General features: G+C 59.2%; 21 protein-coding genes. 10 read left to right on the forward strand and 11 right to left on the reverse strand.

What is annotated here, in order from left to right:
- Nucleotides 1-13 precede the first annotated feature (13 nt).
- Complete coding sequence (locus MKI83_RS11190; RefSeq protein ID WP_241585994.1) at nt 14-1,333, forward strand: AmpG family muropeptide MFS transporter; 1,320 nt, start codon at nt 14-16, stop codon at nt 1,331-1,333.
- A gap of 63 nt (nt 1,334-1,396) precedes the next feature.
- Here the strand turns inward: MKI83_RS11190 and MKI83_RS11195 are convergent, their stop codons facing one another.
- Together MKI83_RS11195 and MKI83_RS11200 are read right to left on the reverse strand one after the other, a co-directional pair.
- A complete protein-coding gene (locus MKI83_RS11195) occupies nt 1,397-2,221 on the reverse strand; it encodes a mechanosensitive ion channel family protein (protein ID WP_241585996.1) in 825 nt (274 codons plus the stop codon).
- 73 nt (nt 2,222-2,294) lie between these two features.
- Entirely contained in the window at nt 2,295-2,774 is a 480-nt protein-coding gene (locus MKI83_RS11200) for a YajQ family cyclic di-GMP-binding protein (protein WP_241585998.1), read from the reverse strand.
- A gap of 167 nt (nt 2,775-2,941) precedes the next feature.
- On the opposite strand from MKI83_RS11200, the gene MKI83_RS11205 reads away from it, so the two are divergent.
- From MKI83_RS11205 to MKI83_RS11225, 5 genes are all read left to right on the forward strand, one after another.
- On the forward strand, nt 2,942-3,904 hold the full coding sequence (locus MKI83_RS11205; RefSeq protein WP_241586006.1) for a GGDEF domain-containing response regulator: 963 nt from the start codon (nt 2,942-2,944) through the stop codon (nt 3,902-3,904).
- A complete protein-coding gene (locus MKI83_RS11210) occupies nt 3,901-4,806 on the forward strand; it encodes a putative 2-dehydropantoate 2-reductase (RefSeq protein ID WP_241586009.1) in 906 nt (301 codons plus the stop codon). The genes MKI83_RS11205 and MKI83_RS11210 overlap by 4 nt, the downstream gene beginning before the upstream one ends.
- A gap of 2 nt (nt 4,807-4,808) precedes the next feature.
- Nucleotides 4,809-6,812 (forward strand): sensor histidine kinase, encoded by a 2,004-nt coding sequence (locus MKI83_RS11215; RefSeq protein WP_241586011.1) that lies wholly within the window; start codon nt 4,809-4,811, stop codon nt 6,810-6,812.
- 72 nt (nt 6,813-6,884) lie between these two features.
- The gene (locus tag MKI83_RS11220) at nt 6,885-7,475 is read left to right on the forward strand and encodes a cob(I)yrinic acid a,c-diamide adenosyltransferase (protein WP_241586020.1); all 591 of its coding nucleotides are present in this window, start codon (nt 6,885-6,887) and stop codon (nt 7,473-7,475) included.
- 4 nt (nt 7,476-7,479) lie between these two features.
- On the forward strand, nt 7,480-8,661 hold the full coding sequence (locus tag MKI83_RS11225) for a BaiN/RdsA family NAD(P)/FAD-dependent oxidoreductase (RefSeq protein WP_241586022.1): 1,182 nt from the start codon (nt 7,480-7,482) through the stop codon (nt 8,659-8,661).
- Between the two features lie 12 nt (nt 8,662-8,673).
- On the opposite strand, the gene MKI83_RS11230 is transcribed toward MKI83_RS11225, so the two are convergent.
- From MKI83_RS11230 to MKI83_RS11250, 5 genes are all read right to left on the reverse strand, one after another.
- A complete protein-coding gene (locus tag MKI83_RS11230; protein ID WP_241586031.1) occupies nt 8,674-9,633 on the reverse strand; it encodes a Nudix family hydrolase in 960 nt (319 codons plus the stop codon).
- Between the two features lie 15 nt (nt 9,634-9,648).
- Nucleotides 9,649-10,299, reverse strand: coding sequence for a glutathione S-transferase family protein (locus tag MKI83_RS11235; RefSeq protein WP_241586033.1), 651 nt, complete (start codon nt 10,297-10,299; stop codon nt 9,649-9,651).
- A gap of 179 nt (nt 10,300-10,478) precedes the next feature.
- A complete protein-coding gene (gene argJ / locus MKI83_RS11240; protein WP_241586035.1) occupies nt 10,479-11,696 on the reverse strand; it encodes a bifunctional glutamate N-acetyltransferase/amino-acid acetyltransferase ArgJ in 1,218 nt (405 codons plus the stop codon).
- A gap of 121 nt (nt 11,697-11,817) precedes the next feature.
- The gene (gene secA / locus MKI83_RS11245) at nt 11,818-14,553 is read right to left on the reverse strand and encodes a preprotein translocase subunit SecA (protein ID WP_241586043.1); all 2,736 of its coding nucleotides are present in this window, start codon (nt 14,551-14,553) and stop codon (nt 11,818-11,820) included.
- Nucleotides 14,554-14,678: 125 nt separating this feature from the next.
- Nucleotides 14,679-15,611: a M23 family metallopeptidase gene (locus MKI83_RS11250; protein WP_241586045.1), complete on the reverse strand. Its 933-nt coding sequence runs from the start codon at nt 15,609-15,611 to the stop codon at nt 14,679-14,681.
- 87 nt (nt 15,612-15,698) lie between these two features.
- On the opposite strand from MKI83_RS11250, the gene MKI83_RS11255 reads away from it, so the two are divergent.
- Nucleotides 15,699-16,169, forward strand: a complete 471-nt coding sequence (locus MKI83_RS11255) for a DciA family protein (protein WP_241586048.1) — start codon at nt 15,699-15,701, stop codon at nt 16,167-16,169.
- Nucleotides 16,170-16,194: 25 nt separating this feature from the next.
- Here MKI83_RS11255 and MKI83_RS11260 read toward each other — a convergent pair whose 3' ends face one another.
- From MKI83_RS11260 to MKI83_RS11270, 3 genes are read right to left on the reverse strand one after another with little or no spacing between them, the layout of a single operon-like run.
- A complete protein-coding gene (locus MKI83_RS11260; protein WP_241586050.1) occupies nt 16,195-16,518 on the reverse strand; it encodes an RnfH family protein in 324 nt (107 codons plus the stop codon).
- On the reverse strand, nt 16,511-16,942 hold the full coding sequence (locus MKI83_RS11265) for a type II toxin-antitoxin system RatA family toxin (RefSeq protein WP_241586052.1): 432 nt from the start codon (nt 16,940-16,942) through the stop codon (nt 16,511-16,513). Before MKI83_RS11265 ends, MKI83_RS11260 begins: the two co-directional genes overlap by 8 nt.
- Nucleotides 16,943-16,952: 10 nt before the next feature.
- Nucleotides 16,953-18,353, reverse strand: coding sequence for a sodium-dependent transporter (locus MKI83_RS11270; protein WP_241586054.1), 1,401 nt, complete (start codon nt 18,351-18,353; stop codon nt 16,953-16,955).
- 121 nt (nt 18,354-18,474) lie between these two features.
- Here MKI83_RS11270 and smpB point away from each other — a divergent pair, with 121 nt between their 5' ends.
- A complete protein-coding gene (gene smpB / locus MKI83_RS11275; RefSeq protein ID WP_241586056.1) occupies nt 18,475-18,942 on the forward strand; it encodes an SsrA-binding protein SmpB in 468 nt (155 codons plus the stop codon).
- Nucleotides 18,943-19,035: 93 nt separating this feature from the next.
- On the opposite strand, the gene MKI83_RS11280 is transcribed toward smpB, so the two are convergent.
- Nucleotides 19,036-19,779, reverse strand: a complete 744-nt coding sequence (locus tag MKI83_RS11280; protein WP_241586058.1) for a UTRA domain-containing protein — start codon at nt 19,777-19,779, stop codon at nt 19,036-19,038.
- Between the two features lie 205 nt (nt 19,780-19,984).
- On the opposite strand from MKI83_RS11280, the gene MKI83_RS11285 reads away from it, so the two are divergent.
- Together MKI83_RS11285 and MKI83_RS11290 are read left to right on the forward strand one after the other, a co-directional pair.
- Nucleotides 19,985-21,052, forward strand: coding sequence for an ABC transporter substrate-binding protein (locus MKI83_RS11285; protein WP_241586060.1), 1,068 nt, complete (start codon nt 19,985-19,987; stop codon nt 21,050-21,052).
- Between the two features lie 9 nt (nt 21,053-21,061).
- On the forward strand, nt 21,062-21,916 hold the full coding sequence (locus MKI83_RS11290) for an alkaline phosphatase family protein (RefSeq protein ID WP_241586062.1): 855 nt from the start codon (nt 21,062-21,064) through the stop codon (nt 21,914-21,916).
- The last annotated feature ends 69 nt before the right edge of the window (nt 21,917-21,985 follow it).

Genomic DNA, 21,985 nt, shown 5'->3' on the forward strand with positions numbered 1-21,985 from the left:
GGATGAGCACCGCATGACGCAAACCACTTGGCGCGAAGCCGCCCGCACCTACCTCACGCCCTCTGCCTTAGCCTTGCTCGCGCTCGGTTTTGTTGCCGGCCTGCCTTACATGTTGGTGTTCTCGACCTTGTCTGTCTGGCTGCGCGAAGCCGGCATTGCCCGTGAGCAAATTGGCTTCGCCAGTCTGATTGGTTTGGCCTATGCCTTTAAATGGGTGTGGTCGCCGTTACTCGACCATGCTCGCCTGCCTTTATTACAACGCTTAGGCCGTCGGCGTTCGTGGTTATTGCTGGCCCAACTGTTGGTGATGGCGGGGCTCGGCGGCATGGCCTTGTTTGACCCGAAAAATGCGCTGCCGGCGCTGATCACCCTTGCCGTGCTGGTTGCCTTTGCCTCGGCCACGCAAGACATCGCCATCGACGCTTACCGTATCGAAATTGCCGATGACAGCCAGCAAGCAGCGCTCGCCGCCACGTATATGACTGGCTATCGCGTCGCCGTGTTGATGTCCGGTGCGGGCGCACTGTTCTTAGCCGAAGGTTTTGGCTCCACCGTCGACAGCTACTCCGCCAGCGCTTGGCAAAGCACCTACCTGATTCTGGCGCTAATGATGGTGCCGGGCGTCATCACCACCCTATGGATTAAAGAGCCGCCAGTGGCACTACCCAGCCGCAGCGAACAGCGCAGCGCGCAACAATGGTTGGAGCAAACCATCATCGCGCCGTTTGCCGACTTTATCCGGCGTTACGGTAAGCAAGCGGTGCTCTTGCTCGCCCTCATCGCCACCTATCGCCTGTCCGACACGGTGATGGGGGTTATGAGCAACGTGTTTTATATCGACTTGGGCTACAGCAAAGACACCATCGCCAGCATCAGCAAGGTGTTCGGCTTGATCATGACGCTGGTCGGCGCTGCCGCCGGCGGCCTGCTGATCGCCCGTTACGGTATTTTGCCGATCCTCTTTGCCGGCGGTTTATTCAGCGCGCTGACCAATCTGCTGTTCGCCTACCTTGCCCACCTAGGGCCCGACACGCTGGGCTTGATCATCGCCATCAGCGCCGACAACTTCTCCGCCGGCATGGCCAGCGCGGCGTTTATCGCCTATCTCTCCAGCCTGACCAACGTGCAGTTTTCCGCCACGCAATACGCGCTGTTTAGCTCGTTCATGCTGCTGCTACCGCGCTTAGTCGGCGGCTACTCGGGGGTGATGGTCGATGCGCTGGGCTATATCGAGTTCTTCTTGCTCACCACGCTGATGGGCATCCCTACTTTGCTGCTCATCGTGTGGCTATGGCGCCAAGGCGGAGCCGAGACAACCCGCGCCAAGCCTTAACCGCCCCTTAAAAAGCAACAAGGCCGGACAATCGCCGGCCTTGTTGCTTTTCAACACTGGCGCTTATTGCGCCTGATGCACCACCCGCTGCGGGAAGGGAATCGACAATCCTGCCGCCTCAAGCTGCTCTTTGCCTTGTTCGATAAAGCCAAACATCACATCCCAATAGTTGGGCGTATCCACCCACACTCGCAGCTGGAGATTCACTGAGCTATCGGCCAACTCCGTGACCCACAGCACCGGCTCTGGGTCTTGATGCACGCGCGCATCCGCCTTGGCCATGCTCAGCAGCACAGCCCGCGCCTGCTTGATGTCATCGCCGTAATCAATCCCAAACGGAATATCCACGCGCCGCCGCGACTCACGCGAGTAGTTGGTGATGGTGCCGTTGGACAGCGCCCCGTTGGGCACCACGACGACCTTGTTGTCGCCGGTTTTCAGCACCGTGTGAAAGATCTGGATTTGCTCGACAACGCCGGCAATCCCCTGCCCTTCGATAAAGTCCCCCGCTTTGAACGGGCGAAATAACAAGATCAGCACGCCGCCAGCAAAGTTCGACAAGCTGCCTTGCAGCGCCAAGCCAATGGCCAAACCCGCAGCACCGATGGCCGCGACAAACGAGGTGGTTTCGACCCCGATCATGCTGGCCACGCTGACGATCAGCAGCACCTTGAGCACGATATTGGCGAGGCTGGCGATAAACCCATGCAGGGTCTTATCCACCGCCTTCATGGTCAGCAATGCGGTAATGCGCTTGCTCAGCTTATTGGTCAGCCACCAGCCCAACACCAAGGTCAGCAGGGCTAACGTCAATTGGCCGCTGTAATGCATCACCACCGGCAACCAGGCGCTGGATAGCTCCAGTATTTTTTCCCATTCCGCTTGCATGGGTTCTCCTCAATTTTTATCCACTAAAAAGACAAGAGGCCCACGGGGGGGCCTCCTTGTATTCACGCGCGGGTTAATCGCGAAAGTTATTGAACTGCAGCGGCATGCCCAGCTCTTTGCCGCGCAACAAGGTGATCGCCTCTTGCAGGTCATCACGCTTCTTGCCCGTCACGCGCACTTGCTCGCCCTGGATGGCGGCCTGCACCTTGAGCTTGCCGTCCTTGATCAGGGCGACGATTTTCTTCGCCAACTCTTTATCGATGCCTTGGCGCAAGACCACTTCCTGCTTCACCTCTTTGCCGGAGGCATAAGAGTCTTTGATCTCCATACACTGGATATCGATCTTGCGCTTAACCAGCGAGTTCTTAAGGATTTCGAGCATTTGCTGTAACTGAAAGTCCGCATCGGCGGTCATCATCACAGCCATTTCTTTGGCCTCAAAGTTGCCATGACCGCGCAGGTCATAACGGCGATCGAGCTCTTTCACGGCGTTATCCACCGCATTGGTTACTTCGTGCTTATCCAGCTCCGACACCACGTCAAATGACGGCATAGGTCCTCCCCCCAAACAGTGATCATGTCCCACAGGCTTCGCCCAAGTGGGTTACTTGCGACAGAAAAGATGACTGATTATAACGAACACGGCACACTCTGCCCCAGCATGCAGCCTTGGATGGCTGGCATTCACTATACTGAAGCGCAAACTCTGGAAGGAACACCATGCCCAACCCCCAGCTCAGCATTATGGTGGTCGACGACGCTAAGTTTTCTAGCGCCGTGATTGGCCGTGCCTTAACCCAAGCGGGCTACCAAGACATCCGCTTTGCCTCCAGCGCAGTCGAAGCCCTGCAACAGCTGGAAAAGCGCGCCGTTAGCGTGCTGCTGGCCGACTGGTTAATGCCTGAGATGGACGGTTTAGAACTGACCGCACGCGTGCGCCAGCATGATGAGTCAACCAATCACTACACCTACATCGTGCTGTTAACTGGCAAAGATGGCGACAAAGTCCAAGGCGAAGCATTTGACCGCGGCGTGGACGATTTCATCAGCAAAACCAGCATGAGCGACCAATTATTACCGCGCATTTATGCCGCCGATCGGGTGTCGAACACCATCAATCGTTTGCTCGGTGAAACCCGTTTGTTGTCGCGCAACCTGGCCAGCCTTGAGTCACGCAATTTGGTGGACGCCGTCACCGCGCTGGGTAACGCCCGCTTTGCTCGGCAAAAACTGCACGACACCCTGCGCCAAGTAGAGTCGCGTGGCGGTGCTTGCTGCTGTTTGCTAATCGGCATTGAAGACGCGAAAAAACACCAGCACACACTGGGCGACAAAGCTTATAACGAGCTGCTCTCGGCCATGGCGCGCCGCCTGCAACACCTAGTACGGCCGCTGGATATTTTGGCCCGTATCGATGACGAATGTTTCGCCCTGATCACCCTGCAAGACAACCTGCAGCAGTGCGTACCCAGCAGCTTCAAGCGCCTACACGAAGGCCTAAACCTGAAAGCCTTTAAGACCAGCGAGGGCTTTATCAGCGTTAAAGCCGGCATCGGCATGGCCGCCTGTGATAACAAGCTGGGCTTACCCGAAGACAACGCATTGATGTCACTGGCCCACCAGCAATTGGCCGATGCCTATGCCACGGGCTTGGTCAGCGCCGTACGCTGGCAACCGCAATGACTTGGCATGTGCTCGGCGCCGGCAGCCTTGGCTGCCTATGGGCCGCGCGCTTAGCCCGGGCCGGCCTGCCGGTGCAATTACTACTGCGCAACCGCACGCGCCTAGCCCAGTACCGACAAACCACCGGCATTGGCCTGCGCGAAGGCGACAACTTTAGTCGCTTCCCGATCAGCGCCGACACCGTCGACGGCACCAGCCCCATTAGCCGCTTGATTTTGGCCTGCAAGGCCTACGATGCCGAAGAAGCGGCCGCCAGCGTGGCCGCCCGCCTCACCGCTGATGCGCACATTTTATTGCTGCAAAATGGTTTGGGCAGCCAGCAAGCGGTGACACAACGCTTACCCCGCGCTCGTTGCATTGCGGTTTCCAGCACCGAGGGCGCGTACTGCGACGCCGACTTCAGCGTGGTCTGGGCCGGCCGTGGCGATAACTTTATTGGGGATGACGGCCCTGCGCCGGCATGGTTCAACGAGTTCAGCCGCGCCGGTATTCCGCATGCTTGGAGTGAGCAAATCGACGCGCGCTTGTGGCGCAAGCTGGCGCTCAACTGCGCCATCAACCCACTCACCGTGCTGCATCAATGCCGTAACGGCGCACTCCGCGCACAACAAGAGACGCTGCACGCTTTGTGCGTCGAATTAGCCGCCTTGCTGACCCGCAATGGCTTTGGCCTCAGCGCCGACGCCCTGCTGGAGCACGTGCTGCAGATTGTCGAGGCCACCGGCAACAACTACTCGTCCATGTACCAAGACGTTAAACAAGGGCGGCGCACCGAAATCGCCTACCTGCTCGGATATGCCTGCCGCAACGCGCGCGCACATCAACTGCACTGCCCCGCACTGGATCAACTGCACCAGCAACTGCAGCACCATTTACACGCCGCCGGCCTCCCCAGCGACTGACCATGCGAGCGGCACGCCCTTTTCTATACGACCTGCCCGTCGGCCACAAAATTCTCGCCGGCTTATTGGTGTTGCTGCTCAGCACCCTGCTGATCGCCAACCTCGCCTTTATCAGCGCCGCCTACTGGATCACCCAAGAAAGCATGGCCCCCTCAGCCATGCGCACCTTGGGCCAAGTATTTGCCAGCCCCGCGCTGAGCGCCGAAGCGCTGGCCTCCCCCGCTGCCGCCGAGCAAGCACTCAAACGCTTAGACGGTCATGCGCCACTCCGAGGCGCGGCACTGTACGGCGCCGATGGCGCGCGCTTAGGCGAGCGCTTTTGGGGTAAGCCTTTAAACGTGCCGTCTAACGCCGGGCAGCTAGACGACTGGAGCGACCGTCATGTGCGCAAAAGTCGGATCACCCAACTACCGCTCCCAGAAAACCAGCACGGCCACCTCTTGCTGATTGCCAGCAGCGAGCTGCCGAGTGAGTTCTTTACCGGCACGTTAAGCGCCAGCTTCGGGATCTTCATCGTCAGCGCGCTGTTATGGGTGATTCTGGCGCGGCAACTGCGCACGCTGGTGACCAAGCCCATTCGCCGCCTCGAAGAACTCAGCCGACAAGTCACCGAGCGCGAAGATTACAGCTTGCGTGCGCGCATCAGCGGCGAGGATGAAATCGGCCGTCTAGGCCAAGCCTTCAACACCATGCTGACGCGCATTCAAGCCCGCGAACAGGAACTGAAAGACGCCCGCGACGAAGCCTGCGCCGCCGAGCAGCAAGCCCACCAATTGGCCGAAGACGCCCGCCGTGGTCATCGCAAGCTGCAACTCGAAATCCAAGTGCGCAGCAAGATTGAGAAAAAACTCACTGGTTTTCAGCACTACCTCAACAGCATCATCAACTCGATGCCCTCGGCGCTGGTCGCCGTGGATGAGCAGCTGTTTGTCACCCAATGGAATCAAGCCACCTGCGCGCTGCAAGGGCTGCAGCGTGATGACGCGTTGAACAAACCGCTGTTTTTGGTTTTCCCCAACCTAGAAAGCTTCAGCAGCACCCTGCAAGACGTTATTCAGCGACATAAAAGCGCGTCCATCGAGCGCGTAAGCTGGCCCTATCAGGATGAGAACCGCCACTTTGCCCTGACCTTTTATCCGTTGTCCGGTGCCAGCGGGCGCGGCGCGGTGATCCGCATTGACGACATTACTACGCGCCTGAACATGGAAGAATTGATGGTGCAGTCGGACAAAATGCTCTCCGTCGGCGGCCTTGCGGCCGGCATGGCACACGAGATCAACAACCCCTTAGGCGCCATGCTGCATAACGTGCAAAACCTGCGCCGGCGGCTGTCCGCCAACCTGCCGCGCAATCAACACGTCGCCGATGAGCTGCGCTTGGACCTCGACCTCCTCGAGCGCTACCTCGAACAACGCGAGATCCCGGCGCTGCTCGATGGAATTGACGCAGCCGGCCAACGCGCCGCCCGTATCGTTAACCACATGCTCAAATTCAGCCGCATGAGTGATCGCCAATTAGCACCGTGCGACATCAATGCCTTGGTGGAACAAGCCGCCGAAGTGGCGCGCACCGAACTGCAACTGGCTGACGGGGGCGACCTGCGCCAGCTGCCGATTGAGTTGTCGCTGTCCAATCGCCTGCCGCAGGCGCTGGGTGTCAGCACCGAACTTGAGCAAGTGCTGCTTAACCTGATCAGCAACGCCGCGCACGCCATTGGCCAGCGCAAGCGACAGGTGCCCAGCTTGGCCGGACACATTCATATCCGCACGCGTCTACGCAGTCCATGGGTGGAGATTCTGCTCGAAGACAACGGCATCGGCATGCCCGACAAAGTGCGCAAGCGGATCTTCGAGCCCTTCTTCACCACCAAAGACACCGGCCAAGGCACCGGCTTAGGGCTGTCCGTGAGCTATTTCATCATCACCAACAACCACAACGGACAAATGGAAGTGCAATCCGAGATGGGCGCTGGCACCTGCTTCACCCTGCGCCTGCCCGTGGCATAAGCCAACCGCACTCACAGCCTTATCCTCGGCCAGCCGTGGCACAATGCGCGCTTGTTTATCCGAGGACTTCCCATGAGCAACCGTCTCACCCGCATATACACCCGTCAGGGCGACAAAGGCCAAACCTCTTTGGCTGACGGCAGTCGCGTGAGCAAAACTCACCCACGCATCGAGGCCATCGGCTCGGTGGATGAACTCAACAGCCAGCTGGGCCTACTGATCGCCGACCTGCACAGCGCCCTCGCCGCCAAACCCGCGCTGCAAGAAGTGCTCGACGTGCTGCAACCGATTCAGCACCGCCTGTTTGACTTAGGCGGCGAGCTCGCCATGCCCGAATGGCGCGCCTTACAACAAGCGCACATCGATCGCATGGAAGCGCAGATTGATGTGTGGAACAACGAGCTTGGCCCACTGGAAAACTTTATTCTGCCCGGCGGCTCGCGCCTATTGGCGCAAGCTCATGTGTGCCGTACCTTGGCCCGCCGTGCCGAGCGGCGCTGCCAGCAGCTCGGCGACGTGGAAAACATTGCCGGTCTAGCCCAGCCCTACCTCAATCGTCTGTCTGACTTGATGTTTGTCGCCGCGCGCATCATTGGCCGCCGCGAAGGCTGCGCCGAAGTGCTGTGGGTGCCTGCCACCGCTGACAGCAACGCAGAAGGTTAAGCGCATGGCTCTGCAGTTTGATTGCATCGTCCTCGGCGGAGGCGCCGCAGGCTTAATGTGTGCCGCCACCGCCGGCTATCGTGGTCGCCGCGTGGCGGTGCTCGATCACGCCAACAAAGTCGGCAAGAAAATCCTCATGTCGGGCGGCGGGCGGTGCAACTTCACCAACTTGAGCATCGAGCCGAGTAACTACCTCTCCGGCAACGCGCACTTTTGTAAGTCGGCACTGAGTCGCTACCGCGCCAGCGACTTTATCGAGCTGGTCGAGCGCCACGGCGTGGCTTATCACGAGAAAGGCCAAGGTCAGCTGTTTTGCGACAACAAGGCCAGCGACATCCTCAATGTCTTACTCACCGAGTGCGAATGGGCAGGTGTTGAGATTCGTACCGAATGCCAAATTGAGCGTGTCAGCAAAAGCGAGCACGGCTTCAGCCTGAGCACCAGCCAAGGCACGATGCACTGCCAATCCCTGGTGATCGCCACCGGCGGTTTGTCGATCCCGACCATGGGCGCCACGGGCTTCGGTTTTAATCTGGCGGAGCAGTTTGGCTTGCCGCTAAAACCGCGCTGGGCCTCGCTGGTGCCTTTCACCATTACCGACAAATGGCAAAGCGTGTTCGCCGAGCTAGCCGGTGTGGCGGTGGATGTCGCGGTGAGCTGTAACAAACAACACTTTAACGACCCACTGCTGTTCACCCATCGCGGCCTTAGTGGACCGGCGATCTTGCAGATATCCAACTACTGGCGGCCGGGCGACGCCATCACGCTGGACTTCTTCCCCAGCGGCGATATTGCCGAACTGATGCAACAATGGCGTGCCGAAGGCAATAAGAGCGAGCTGAAAAACCTGCTTGCCCTGCACCTGCCCAAACGCTTTGTACAAGCGTGGCTTGAGCAAAGCCTTGGCAGTCGACCGGTGCAGCAATACAACGACGCCGAGATCAAGCAATTAGCCGAAGCGCTCCATCGCTGGAGCATCACCCCATCCGGCACCGAAGGCTACCGTACCGCCGAGGTGACCATGGGCGGCGTTGACACCGACGCGGTGTCTTCAAAAACCTTTGAAGCCAAAGACGTGCCCGGGCTGTTTTTTATCGGCGAAGTGTTAGATGTCACCGGCTGGCTAGGCGGCTTCAACTTCCAATGGGCTTGGGCCAGCGGCTTTTGTGCGGGGCAGTATGTATAAGCGCCAGATCACCTACTGCGCCCTCACCCACAGCCCTCGAATAGCCGCCACGCCCTGTGCCCCAGCCGCCCAAGCATTGGGCAAATCGTCAGGGCCAACACCGCCAAGCAAGTAAGCGGGGCAACGGCAATCGGCGAGCAAGTGCTGCGCCTGCGGCCAGCCCAGCGGTGTGGCCGTAGGGTGGGAGGCGGTAGCTAACAGCGGTGACACGGTGATGAAGTCCACGCCCAGTTGATTGGCCAGCGCTATTTCGGCGGCGTTATGGCACGAGGCCGCCAGCCAGCGTGACGCTGGCAGTGGCCTGTCGGTGTTGGCCAGCGCGGCAAGCTGCGCCCGCGTGAGGTGCCAACCGGCTTGCGGCAATGCTTGCAGCCAAGTTGCCCATTGGCTGGTCGCTCCTTGCAGCATCAATTGCGCGCGGCCTTCGCACAGAGCCAAGGCCTGCTGTGCGCAAGCGACGTAATCCGCCGCACTTAATGTCGGCAAGCGCCAGTAGATCAAGCGCGCGCCCGCCGCGAGCACAGCTGGCAATTGCTGCAAGGCTTGCTCGGCGTTTAACTCAGCTGGCGTTACCCAATAGCAATCCGGCAGTTGCGCGGCTTTCACGATGGGCAAGTTAGCGGCGGGAAAGGCGTATTCATCAAGCGCCGCAGGCCACACCCAAGCCAGCGGCTGACCTTCGGCACCGTGTGCCTCACCGCTAAAACCGCTCACGCGCCATACATCCAGCAGGATCGATTTATCCAGATAATCATGCCGCACTTGAATCAGCGGGCGGGCGACAGTGACGCGAATACCCAGCTCTTCGTGCAGCTCACGATCGAGTGCTTGCTCGCGCGTCTCACCGGCTTCGCGCTTACCGCCTGGAAACTCCCACAAGCCGCCCTGATGCTGGTTGGCGGCACGCTTGGCGAGCAGGATTTGTCCTTGAGCATTAACAATCACCGCCGCCATCACGTGTATACGCTTCATCACTAACCTTTGTGCTTAAACCGAGGACGCCGCCAACTGCGCCTCTTGTTGCGCGGCCGCCAGCCACGCTTGATAGGCCGGCCATTGTCGCACGCTCGCGGCATAACGCTCAGCCGCAGCGGGCAAGGCCACGCCATAGCTGTGCAGGCGACTGACCACCGGAGCAAAAAAGGCGTCCGCAATGCTCGGCGCGCCGAATAAAAACTCACCTGCGCTGCGAGCCGGATGCTGCAAGCACAGCTGCCATAACCCGCACACTTGTTCGATCTCAGCACACACCTCGGCCGGCACTGACGCTAACGGCTGCTGCCGCTGCATATCCATCGGCATGTGGCTGCGCAGCGCAGTAAAGCCGCTGTGCATTTGCGCGCACACCGAGCGGGCCAAGGCACGCGCGGCGGGATCACGCGGCCACAACTGCGCCTCAGGAAAACGCTCGGCGAGGTATTCGGCAATCGCCAGCGAATCCCAGATGCTGCCGTGTTCGCTGTGCAATACCGGCACCTTGGCCGAGGGCGAGTGACTGGCCAGCCGCGCTGCACTGTCTGCCGCGTACAAAGGCTCCAGCTGCTCGCGGTAAGACGCGCCGCTGAGCTGCATCACCAAGTAGGCGCGTAGCGACCATGAAGAATAATTTTTATTGCCTACCACGAGCGTTAGGGACATAGCCCACCCCTTGCTATTCATGCCAAATGAGTCACGACCATAGCCGCCCGCGCGCTCACCGCACCAATGATTGATTTTTATCGCCGCATAACAACGAGGAATAACCCACCAACAAAAACGGGCAGCGTTATAGGCTGCCCGTTATATTGACGTGTTGTATTGACGCGTTGTTGCGCGGCTTAGGTGCGGTACTCGGCGTTGATTTTTACGTACTCGTGCGACAAGTCGGTGGTCCAGATGGTTTCGCTGAACTCGCCACGCCCCAGCTCGATGCGAATGGTGATTTCTTCGCGCGCCATCACCGCACTGCCTTGCTCTTCGGTGTAGCTGGCGGCGCGACCGCCTTGGCTGGCAATGCACACTTCGCCCAAGAACACATCGATTTTGCTCACATCCAACTGCGGCACGCCGGCATAGCCAACTGCGGCCAAGATGCGCCCCCAGTTCGGGTCAGAGGCAAACAAGGCGGTCTTGATCAGCGGCGAGTGCGCCACGGCGTAGCCTACATCCAAACACTCTTGTGGCTTGCCGCCGCCGTTAACTTGCACGGTGACGAACTTCGTTGCGCCTTCGCCGTCACGCACGATGGCTTGCGCGACCTCCATGAACACGTCCAACACCGCTTGCTTGAGTAGGTGGAATTGCTCACCGGCGGCGGCGTTGATTTCCGGCAGACCACACTGGCCGGTCGCGATCAACATGCAGCAGTCGTTGGTTGAGGTGTCGCCATCAATGGTAATGCGATTGAATGACTTGTTCGCCGCATCGGCCACCAAAGCCTGCAATACGTCACGACTCACACACGCGTCGGTAGCGATGTAGCCAAGCATGGTCGCCATGTTGGGGCGGATCATGCCGGCGCCTTTGCTGATGCCGGTGACGGTCACGGTGACGCCGTCAAACTCAAACTGGCGACTCGCGCCTTTGGGCAAGGTATCCGTGGTCATGATGCCTTCGGCCGCCTGCGCCCAGTTATCTTCCCGCAGATCAGCCAAGGCTTGCGGCAGCGCCGCCACAATCTTATCCACCGGCAACGGCTCACCGATCACCCCCGTGGAGAACGGCAAGATTTGATCAGGCGTGACCTCGACCAGCGCGGCCAAGTTCTCCGTGGTGCGGCGCGCATTCGCCAGGCCATCCGCGCCGGTGCCGGCATTGGCATTGCCGGTGTTGGTCAGCAGATAGCGCACATTGCCCGCCATACGCTCACGGGTGATGAGCACTGGCGCCGCGCAAAAGGCGTTGGTGGTGGTGACACCGGCCACGCGCGAACCTTCGGCGCAGCGCATCACCACCACGTCTTTGCGCCCCGGGCGTTTGATGCCGGCGGAGGCGATCCCCAGCTCAAAGCCTTTAACCGGGTGCAGAGTAGGTAATGGACCAAGACCAACAGCCATAACAGCGCTCCTTGTTGCAGTCAGCAATACGGCCCTCAGCGGGCATCAATAGCAGATTGGCAAAACGCCGCGAAAAGCTGAGCTGATCGCGGCGTTTGCGGTGTCATCACACTGGCATCAATCAGTCAATTTGGCCATGACAGTGCTTGTATTTTTTCCCCGAGCCGCACGGGCACGGCTCATTACGGCCGACCTTGCGTTCGTTGCGCACGGGTTCTTGCGCCGGGGTATCGCCTTCTTCGGCATCGCCCTCATCACCGCCCACCATGGCCGGTGCAGCGGCGTGCTGGAACTGCATGCTGCGCGCACGGGCTTCAGCTTCGGCACGCATGCGCGCCTCTTCTTCGGCCGGGTCTTCGCGGCGCACTTGCACGTGAGCCAGCACTCGAATCACGTCGCGCTTAATCTGCTCAAGCATTTCTTGGAACAGGTTGAACGACTCGCGCTTGTACTCCTGCTTGGGGTTCTTCGCCGCGTAGCCACGCAGGTGAATACCGTGACGCAGGTGATCCATGGTCGCCAGATGCTCTTTCCACAGGTCATCCAGCACCCGCAGCATCATCTGCTTTTCAAAGCTGCGCAGGGCTTCAGCACCGGCGAGCTCTTCTTTCTCGCGATAATCTTCGGTGACCAGATCCAGCAACTTGGCGCGCAAGGTTTCTTCGTGCAGGTGATCGTCGTCGTCCAACCACTGCTGTACCGGCAAGTCGAGGGTGAACTCGGCGCGCAGCGCTTGCTGCAAGCCTTCGATATCCCACTGCTCGGGCAACGATTGCGGCGGCAGGTATTGATCGACTAAACCGTTGAGCACTTCGGCGCGGAATTCGTCGATAGTGCCCGCCACGTCTTCGGCTTCCAGCAAGCTGTTGCGCATGTGGTAAACCACTTTGCGCTGCTCGTTGGCGACGTCATCGTATTCCAGCAGCTGCTTACGAATGTCGAAGTTGCGGCCTTCCACTTTGCGCTGCGCTTTTTCGATGGCGTTGGTGACCATGCGGTGTTCGATGGCTTCGCCACCTTGCATGCCCAGTGCCTTCATGAAGTTCTTCACCCGATCGGAGGCGAAGATGCGCATCAGGTTATCTTCCAGCGACAGGTAGAAACGGCTTGAGCCTGGGTCACCCTGACGACCGGCACGACCGCGCAGCTGGTTGTCGATACGGCGTGACTCGTGACGCTCGGAGCCAATCACGTGCAAGCCGCCGTTTTCCAGCACTTGCGCATGACGCTGCTGCCACTCGGCCTTGAGCTGGGCGACTTGCTCGTCGCTGGGGTTTTCCAGCGCCGCCACTTCGGCTTCCCAGCTGCCGCCGAGCAAAATATCGGTACCACGACCGGCCATGTTGGTGGCGATTGTTACCGCGCCCGGACGACCGGCTTGCGAGATGATCTCGGCTTCTTTTTCGTGGAACTTGGCGTTAAGTACTTTGTGCTCAACCTTGGCTTTCACCAGCAGGCTCGACAAGTATTCGGAGGCATCAATCGAGGCCGTACCGACCAACACCGGACGCCCAGCCGCTTGGCAGGCTTGAATATCGGCGATCACCGCTTGGTATTTTTCTTCAACGGTCAGGTACACCAAATCATTGCCGTCTTTACGCGCCAACGGCTTGTGCGTGGGAATGACCACCACGTCGAGGCTGTAGATTTGGCGGAATTCAAAGGCTTCAGTGTCGGCGGTACCGGTCATACCGGACAGCTTGGTGTACAGGCGGAAGTAATTCTGGAACGTGGTCGAGGCCAAGGTTTGGCTTTCTGCCTGAATAGGCAAGCCTTCTTTGGCCTCAATCGCTTGGTGCAGACCTTCTGACAAGCGACGACCGGGCATAGTACGGCCGGTGTGCTCGTCAATCAGCATGACCTGATTGTTCTGCACGATATATTCAACGTTGCGATGGTACAGCGCATGCGCACGCAGCGCTGACAGCACGTGTGACAGCAAGCTGAGGTTCTGCGGCTGATACAGGCTTTCACCTTCTGGCAACAGATCAGCAGAGGTCAGCATGTCTTCGATGAACTGGTGACCGGCCTCGGTGATTTCGATTTGGCGGGTCTTTTCGTCGATGGTGTAGTGGCCTGGCGTACCCGGCTGGCCTTCTTCTTCGACGGTGCCACGCTCAAGCGTGGGCACTAGCTTGTTCATGGCTTCGTACAAGCGCGAGCTGTCTTCGGCTTGGCCGGAGATGATCAGCGGGGTACGGGCTTCGTCGATCAGGATCGAGTCCACTTCGTCGACCACGGCAAAGTTCAGGCCACGCTGGAACTTATCTTCCAAGCTGAACGCCATGTTGTCGCGCAGGTAATCAAACCCGAATTCGTTGTTGGTGCCGTAGGTGATGTCACAAGCATAGGCTTGGCGCTTTTCCTGCGGATCTTGCATGGGGGTAACCACACCCACGCTCAAACCCAAGAACTCATACAGCGGACGCATCCAATTGGCATCGCGACGCGCTAGGTATTCGTTCACGGTGATAACGTGCACGCCTTTGCCGCTCAAGCCGTTGAGGTACACCGCCAAGGTGCCGACCAAGGTTTTACCTTCACCGGTGCGCATTTCGGCAATCTTGCCGTCATGCAAGGTCATGCCACCGATCAACTGCACATCGAAGTGACGCATGCCCATGACCCGCTTACTGGCCTCGCGGCACACCGCAAAGGCTTCCGGCAGGATGGCGTCCAGCGTCTCTCCAGCGGCTAAGCGCTGGCGAAACTCTTCGCTTTTGGCACGCAGCGCGGCGTCATCCAAGGCAATCAACTGCTCTTCCATCGCGTTGATCACTTTGACTTGGCGCGACATGCGCTTGAGTTCACGGTCGTTTTTAGTACCGAAGACTTTTCTCAGCAGAGGGGCAAACATGACGTATAAGGCTTTCCACAGATTGGAGGGAAAGGGCGCGTCCGCGCGCCCAGCCGAAGCCACAAGGCTTGAATGAGGCAGGCATTCTAACCGGAACCTGCGCGTTCGTCAGGCCGGTTATCGAATCAGGGATTGAGCGAGCTGCGTGCAATGAAACTGGATGGGTTAACCAAGCGGCCATTTTTGAACACTTCAAAATGGACATGATTACCCGTAGAGCGACCGGTGCTGCCGACATGCGCAATCTGCTGACCCGACTGCACCAGATCACCCACTTTGACCGTATTGCTGCGGTTGTGCGCGTAACGCGTCACGTAGCCATCGGCATGGGTTAACTCAACCGTGTTGCCATAAGCCGGACGACGCCCAGACCAGGTAACCACGCCCGCAGCCACTGCCACCACGTCGGTACCGGCACGCGCGGCAAAGTCCACACCTTTATGCATGCTGGAGCGCCCCGTCACCGGATCAACCCGGCGCCCAAACGGCGACGAGATATAACCGGTGCTCACCGGACGACCGGCCAAGGTGCTGGCTTCGGTAATGCTGCGCTCGGCCATCAAGGACTCAAGCAAATCGAGCTGCATTTCGCGTTCGCCGAGGCGGTTTTCCAGCTCGCTCAAGGTTTCCATAAAGCTTGGCGGCGCGTAGGCCGGCAGGTTTTCCAACTCTTCGGCCGGGCCACCTTGGGCTACGTCCAAAGCAAAATCGAATTCTGTGCTGTCCAGCTCGGCAATATCGACCAAGCGCTCACCGAGGGCATCCACACGCATCATGCGCGCTTGCAGGCGCCCCATGTGGACGGCCAAGGCATCCAGCTGACGCTGCGCATCCGCACGCGCTTCACGCACGTTTTCGCGCTGAAATTGCAATGCCATCGCGACATCTAAGCCATCGCCGCCAACGGCTTGGCTGTTTTGCCACTGCGCCAGCAACAAACCGCTGGTTAAACCCAGTGCCAACACTAATTTACTGGCCAGTAAGGCCGATACGCCCAGCCAACGCCCACTGATATGGGTGGAGTTGCTGCCACGACGACTAAGAATGATGACCTGCATGCATTCAACCTCGTTGTGTCTTACGCCGCGCGGCTAGCGTCTTCTGCTAGCATGCCGCGTAAGTACTTCGTCACAAGGCTTCCTGCCATGGGATTCCGTCCGCTGGATGCAAAAGGGCTCAAACACCTGCTAAAACAGGGTGCCCTGCAATCAATGATCAAACAGGCTGCCCAAGTTGAGCATTACCAAGCTCGACTGGAGCAATGCTTGCAGCCAGCAGCGCGCCCGTTTTGCCACGTGGGCAACCTACACAACGGCCGATTGTTGATCGTGGTCGACAACAGCCATTGGGCGACGCGTCTACGCTTTCAGGAACAGCGACTGCTGCGCCAGCTACAAGCGACAAAAGAATTCGCAACCTTAACCAAAATTCTGATCAAGGTACATCCTCGATCCGCTCAGGTGGCACGCGTATCACATTCTGCCCGCCGCACCCCGGCAGCCGCCGAAGCCTTGCATGAGGCCGCCGACGTCATCAGCGATCCCAAGCTAAAGGCGGCGCTAGAGCGCTTGGCCAGCCGTCACGAACCCAGCAAAAACGACAACGCCCCCGACTAAGCGAGGGCGCCGTGCTCGTTGCTGACTAGGCTTTATTTTTCTCGGCGGCCTTTTCTTGCGCCAGTTTGGCCGCACGTTGCTTACGCACCTCTTTGGGATCGGCGATCAGTGGACGATAAATCTCCACCCGTTCGCCCTCTTCCAAGACGCGCTGCTCGGGCTTAGCCACCGCCTTACCAAAGATGCCCATCGGCGCGCTGTCCACATCCAACTGCGGAAAGAACCGCTGCAGGTTTGCCGCCCGTGCGGCATCCAGCATGCTGGCTCCGTGGGCGATTTTCACCTTGACCAATTCTTGGCGCTCGGGCGTGGCGTAGGCCACTTCGACGCTGATTTCGGACTCAGCCATGCAGTTGTTTCGCTCGCTGACAGAAGGCATCCACCATAGTGTTAGCTGCCTGATTAAACAAAGGCCCCAGTGTGGCTTTAGCCAGCGCGCCGGCGTAGTCGAAAGACAAATCCAAGCTGATTTTGCACGCTTGCTCGCCCAGCGCTTTGAAATGCCACACGCCGTTTAAGCGCGAAAAAGGCCCTTCAACCAAGTTCATTTCGATGCGCTCGCCAGCCACCAACACATTGCGGGTGACAAAGCTTTGGCTGACGCCGCCCTTGGCAATGTCTAAGCGCGCGACCATTTGCTCGGCGCTGTTCTCCAGCACTTGGCTGGCCGAGCACCACGGCAAAAACTCGGGGTAACGCGCAACATCATTCACCAAGTCGTATAACACCTGCGCCGGCAACGGCAGCAGGGCGGAACGCTGAATGCACATCATGGGTTAACCCTCATTTCAGCAACTCAGTGACAAACACCACCAAGATGCCCGCCGGCGCAACCACGCGCAGCAACAGCAGCAGGCCATTTAAGAGTAGCGGATGCTGCACTTCTAGCTCTTCACGCAGCACCGCGCGGCCCAATATCCAACCGGCAAACAACACGAAGATCAAGCCACCCAGCGGCAACATGATGCGACTGGTGAGGTAGTCGACCAGATCAAAAAAGGTCTTACCGCCTTCAACACCCCACGCCCACAGCGCAAAGCCATCGCTGCCGCTGACAAAAAACTTAAGCTCAGCCCACTGGTTAAACGACAGCACGGTGCCGATCCCCAGCACCCAACACACCAGCGCCAGCAGCCAGGTAAAACGCACACGCCCACCGGCATGACGATCGCTGAAGTACGCCACGGCAGGTTCTAGCATTGAGATCGACGAGCTCCAGGCGGCCACGGCCACCAGCACAAAGAACACCACACCCATCACTTGGCCAAAGGCAATATTGCCGAAGGCCACCGGCAAGGTGACAAACATCAGCCCCGGCCCTGCGCCCGGCTCAAGCCCAGCGGCGAACACGATAGGGAATAGCGCCAAGCCGGCGCCCAACGCCACCACCGTATCCAACAAACCAACCGTCAGAATGGTGGCCCCAACGGGCGCACGACGCGGCATGTAAGCACCGAAAGCCATGATCGAGCCGACGCCCACACTCAAGGTGAAAAACGCATGGCCTAACGCGGGCAATAAGCCTTCGCTGACTTTGGCTGGATCAAAATGGAACAGGAACTCCACCCCCTGCATAAAGTGCCCGGTGGTCAGGCTATAGCCGAGCAAAATCAGCAGCAGCAAGAACAACACCGGCATCATCCAGCGCAGCGCCCGCTCAAGGCCGGCCACCACGCCGCGGGTGATAACCCACGCCGTCATCAGCATGAATACGGTATGAAAGAGAATCAGCTTGACTGGGTCGGCGGTCAGCGCGCCAAACGCTGCACCGGCTTGTTCGCCGGAGATGCCGCTAAACGTGCCCTTGCCCATATCGATGATGTAGCTCAGCGACCAACCGGCCACCACGCTGTAAAACGACAAAATCAGCAGACCGCAGACCAAGCCCATCACCGCGCCATAGGCCCAGCGCGAACTGGCGCCTTGCTCGGCGGCCAAATGTTGCAAGCTGACCACAGGACTATGACGACCCCGGCGACCGATAATGGTTTCGGCCAGCATCACCGGCATACCGACCAACGCGATACACAGCAAATACATCAGCACGAACGCGCCGCCGCCGTAAACGCCAGTCATGTAGGGGAATTTCCAGATATTGCCCAAGCCCACGGCCGAGCCAGTCGCCGCCAAAATAAACACCCAACGGCTGGCCCACACTTGCGCCACTGCCTTGTCACCCGCCATGTCATTCTCCAGTCGGAGCAAGAAAACCGCGCATTGTCCAGAAAATGACCATGGCCGACAAGCAAAGCAGGCCGTCATCCGACTAGGCGCAAGCGCATCGCCTGCCTATAATGCGCGCCCTATGGCTAAACAAAAGAAACACCCTACGGGGACCATCGCCCTTAATAAGAAGGCGAAACACGATTACTTCATCGAGCAGACCTTTGAGGCCGGCATCGCCTTGTCTGGCTGGGAAGTCAAAAGCCTGCGCGCCGGCAAAGCACAGCTGGTCGACAGCTATGTCTTGCTGAAAGATGGCGAAGCATGGCTGATGGGGGCGCACTTCACCCCACTGCCGCAAGCCAGCACCCATGTGATTGCCGACCCCATCCGCACGCGCAAGCTGCTGCTGAAAAAGAACGAGCTAGACAAGCTGTTTGGCGCCGTGCAGCAAAAAGGCTACGCCTGCGTGTGCACAGCGCTGTACTGGAAGCAGCACTTGGTGAAGTGCGAAATCGCGCTGGCCAAAGGTAAAAAAGAGTACGACAAGCGCGCGGTCGAAAAAGACCGCGACTGGGCGCGCGAAAAACAGCGCGCCATGCACAAATAAGTCCCCCTCGTGGCTGTGCCCCAAAAAGCGCCCTGTGCTGATCGCAGCAGTGGCGCTTTTTTAGTTTTAGCACGCAGGTTTTAGGTGCCGGTTTTAAGCCTCGATGCACACCTTGATCGCGTCTTGCCGCCAATACTCCAGATCGCAATCAATCCAGCGCCCGTGTTGGTCGGCATTCACCCTTTGCACATACAACGCGGGACTGCCGGCGGCGACTTTCAGCACGCGCGCGGGTAATTCTGGCAGTGCCGCAGGGGTGATTTCAAAGCGCACGCGACCGTACTCAATGTCGTAATAACGCCGGTACAGCTCGGTCAATGAGCGACTTAAGGCCTTATCACCAAAGCGCTCAAAGTGCGGAAAACAAGCCGAGTTTAAGTAGTGCTCAACAAACAACACGCGGCGGCCATCAATGCTGCGCGCGCGGCGAATCATGTACACCGGCGCCAGCGGCTCGATGTCTAACAGAGCAGCAATCGTTGGCGTAGCCGCCATGCTTTCGACGTGCAGCAACCGTGTATGCGGGATGCGCGACTGCTCACGCACCATGCGCTCAAAGTAGCCGCGGGCGGTTGGGTCATAGTGCAGCCGTGGCGGCGCCACAAACCAACCGCGCCGCTCTTCGCGGTACAGCACGCCATCGGCTTCTAACTGCAGCAAGGCTTCACGCAAGGTGATGCGTGTGGTGGCGAACTGCTCACTCAACTGGCGCTCCGCCGGCAAACGGCCATCCTCAGGCAAGCCTTGAGCAATCTGCGCCAACAAGGCTCGACGAATCGACGCCACTTGCGATACCGCCTGTCTCGGCGCAGCGATTCGGTTTTGCACAGCAGTCATGAGCTCTCCCAGCCTTAGCGGCACAACATTAGGATCGGGTGGGGTGTTGCGGCGGCCTGTTATGCCGCAGCGGCATGACAAGCAGATGACAACAAGCCCCTGCAGCACGCGTTACACAACTGCCATCTGGGCGTCACGCCAGTGTCATGGTGGCTTTCTAAGGTGAGCTCACTGTCCTGACCTAGACCAGACACGGAGTCCACCCATGCAACGCGCCAAACGATCGCTATTTAGCTTATCCCTGCTCGGCTTGAGCCTGAGCGCCAACCTCGCCCTAGCCAACACCACCGACCTCAGCGCACTGGAGCAAGCCGCGCGGGCTGAAGGCCAAGTGTCGAGCGTGGGCATGCCTGACTCATGGGCCAACTGGAAAGACACCTGGCAAGACTTAGCCAAGCACTACGGCCTTGAGCACATGGACACCGACATGAGCTCGGCGCAAGAAGTGGCCAAGTTTGCCGCCGAAAAAGAGCAAGCCACGGCGGATATCGGTGATGTTGGCGAAGCCTTCGGCCCGATTGCCGTGCAACAAGGGGTGACCCAGCCTTACAAACCCAGCACCTGGGCCGATATCCCCGCGTGGGCCAAAGACCAAGACGGCCACTGGGCGCTGGCTTACACCGGCACCATTGCCTTTATCGTCAACAAAAAACTGGTCAAGCAGGCGCCAACCTCATGGGCTGACTTGCGCAGCGGCAGCTACAAAGTCAGCGTCGGTGAAGTGGGCGTTGCCTCGCAAGCCAATAACGCGATCTTGGCCGCCGCCTTTGCCACCGGCGGTAACGAAAAAGACCTCAGCCCAGCACTGGATTTGTTCGCCGACTTGGCCAAGCAAAAACGCCTGTCGCTGAACAACCCTGTGGTGGCCAATCTGGAGAAGGGCGAAGTCGAAGTCGGTATTCTGTGGGACTTCAACGCCTTGGGCTATCGCGACCAAATCGATCGCGAGCGCTTTGCCGTGGTGATCCCCAGTGACGGCTCGGTCACCTCGGGCTACACCACCATCATCAACAAGTTCGCCAAGAACCCCAATGCGGCCAAGTTAGCGCGCGAGTACATCTTCAGCGATGCCGGGCAGATCAACTTAGCCCGTGGCTACGCCCGTCCGATTCGCGCCGACAAACTGACCCTGCCCGAGGATGTGGCCGCCAAGCTGCTGCCCAACGCGCAGTACGCCAAAGCCCGTCCGATTCGCGACACGCAAGCGTGGGAGCAAAGCGCCAAGCGCCTGCCGCGTCAATGGCAAGAACACGTCGTTATTCATTTGCAGTAAGGCCTACCCATGCAGCCTGCCCCACACCGGGTGATCTTGATCATCCTTGATGGGCTGGCATGGCCGGTGGCGCAACAAACCTTGGGCTATGTCCAAGGTTTGTGCGCTGCGGGACTAGCCAGCAGCCACCGTCTGCAATGCGAACTCCCTTCGCTGTCGCGGCCGTTGTACGAATGTATCCTCACCGGCAGCACGCCGATCCAAAGCGGCGTCACCCACAACCGCGTGCAACGCCTGTCCAACCAAACCAGCTTGTTTCATTTAGCCCAGAGCGCAGGCTTACGCACCGCCGCGGCGGCCTATCACTGGATCAGCGAGCTGTATAACCGCGCGCCGTTTGAAGCCAAGCGCGACCGCCTGACCATCGATAATCAATTACCGATTCAGTACGGCCTGTTTTATCAGCGCGATGACTACCCCGACGACCACGTGTTTCTGGATGCCGAACAACTGGTGCGCCGTTATCAGCCCGACTTGCTGGTAGTGCACCCGATGAACATCGACGACGCGGGCCATCAGCACGGCCTCAACAGCGCCGCGTATCGCAATTCGGCGCGCCAAGCCGACAGCCTGCTGGCCGATTTTGTGCCGGACTGGCTCGCCGCCGGTTACCAAATTGTGCTGACCAGCGACCACGGCATGAATGACGACGGCAGCCACGGCGGCACACTGACTGAAGAACGCGACGTGCCGCTGTACCTGATTGGTTCGGCCTTCAACCACGCCAGCCAAAGCACCCCACAACAGACCGAACTGTGCGGTTTATGTGCGGACTTGTTAGCCATTAGCCACGACAAACCGCGTTGCCCTGAGCTGCTCGCCGGCACAGTGGCTGAAGCTGGGACTGAGGCGACCGCATGCTAAGCCAACCCATCGCGCTCAACACCGCCTTACGCCGCCAGCCGCGACTCCGGCTTGCGCGCGGCAGCCTCG

Origin of the sequence: Atopomonas sediminilitoris, from assembly GCF_022601735.1 — a bacterium.
GTDB classification, from domain to species: Bacteria; Pseudomonadota; Gammaproteobacteria; order Pseudomonadales; family Pseudomonadaceae; genus Atopomonas; species Atopomonas sediminilitoris.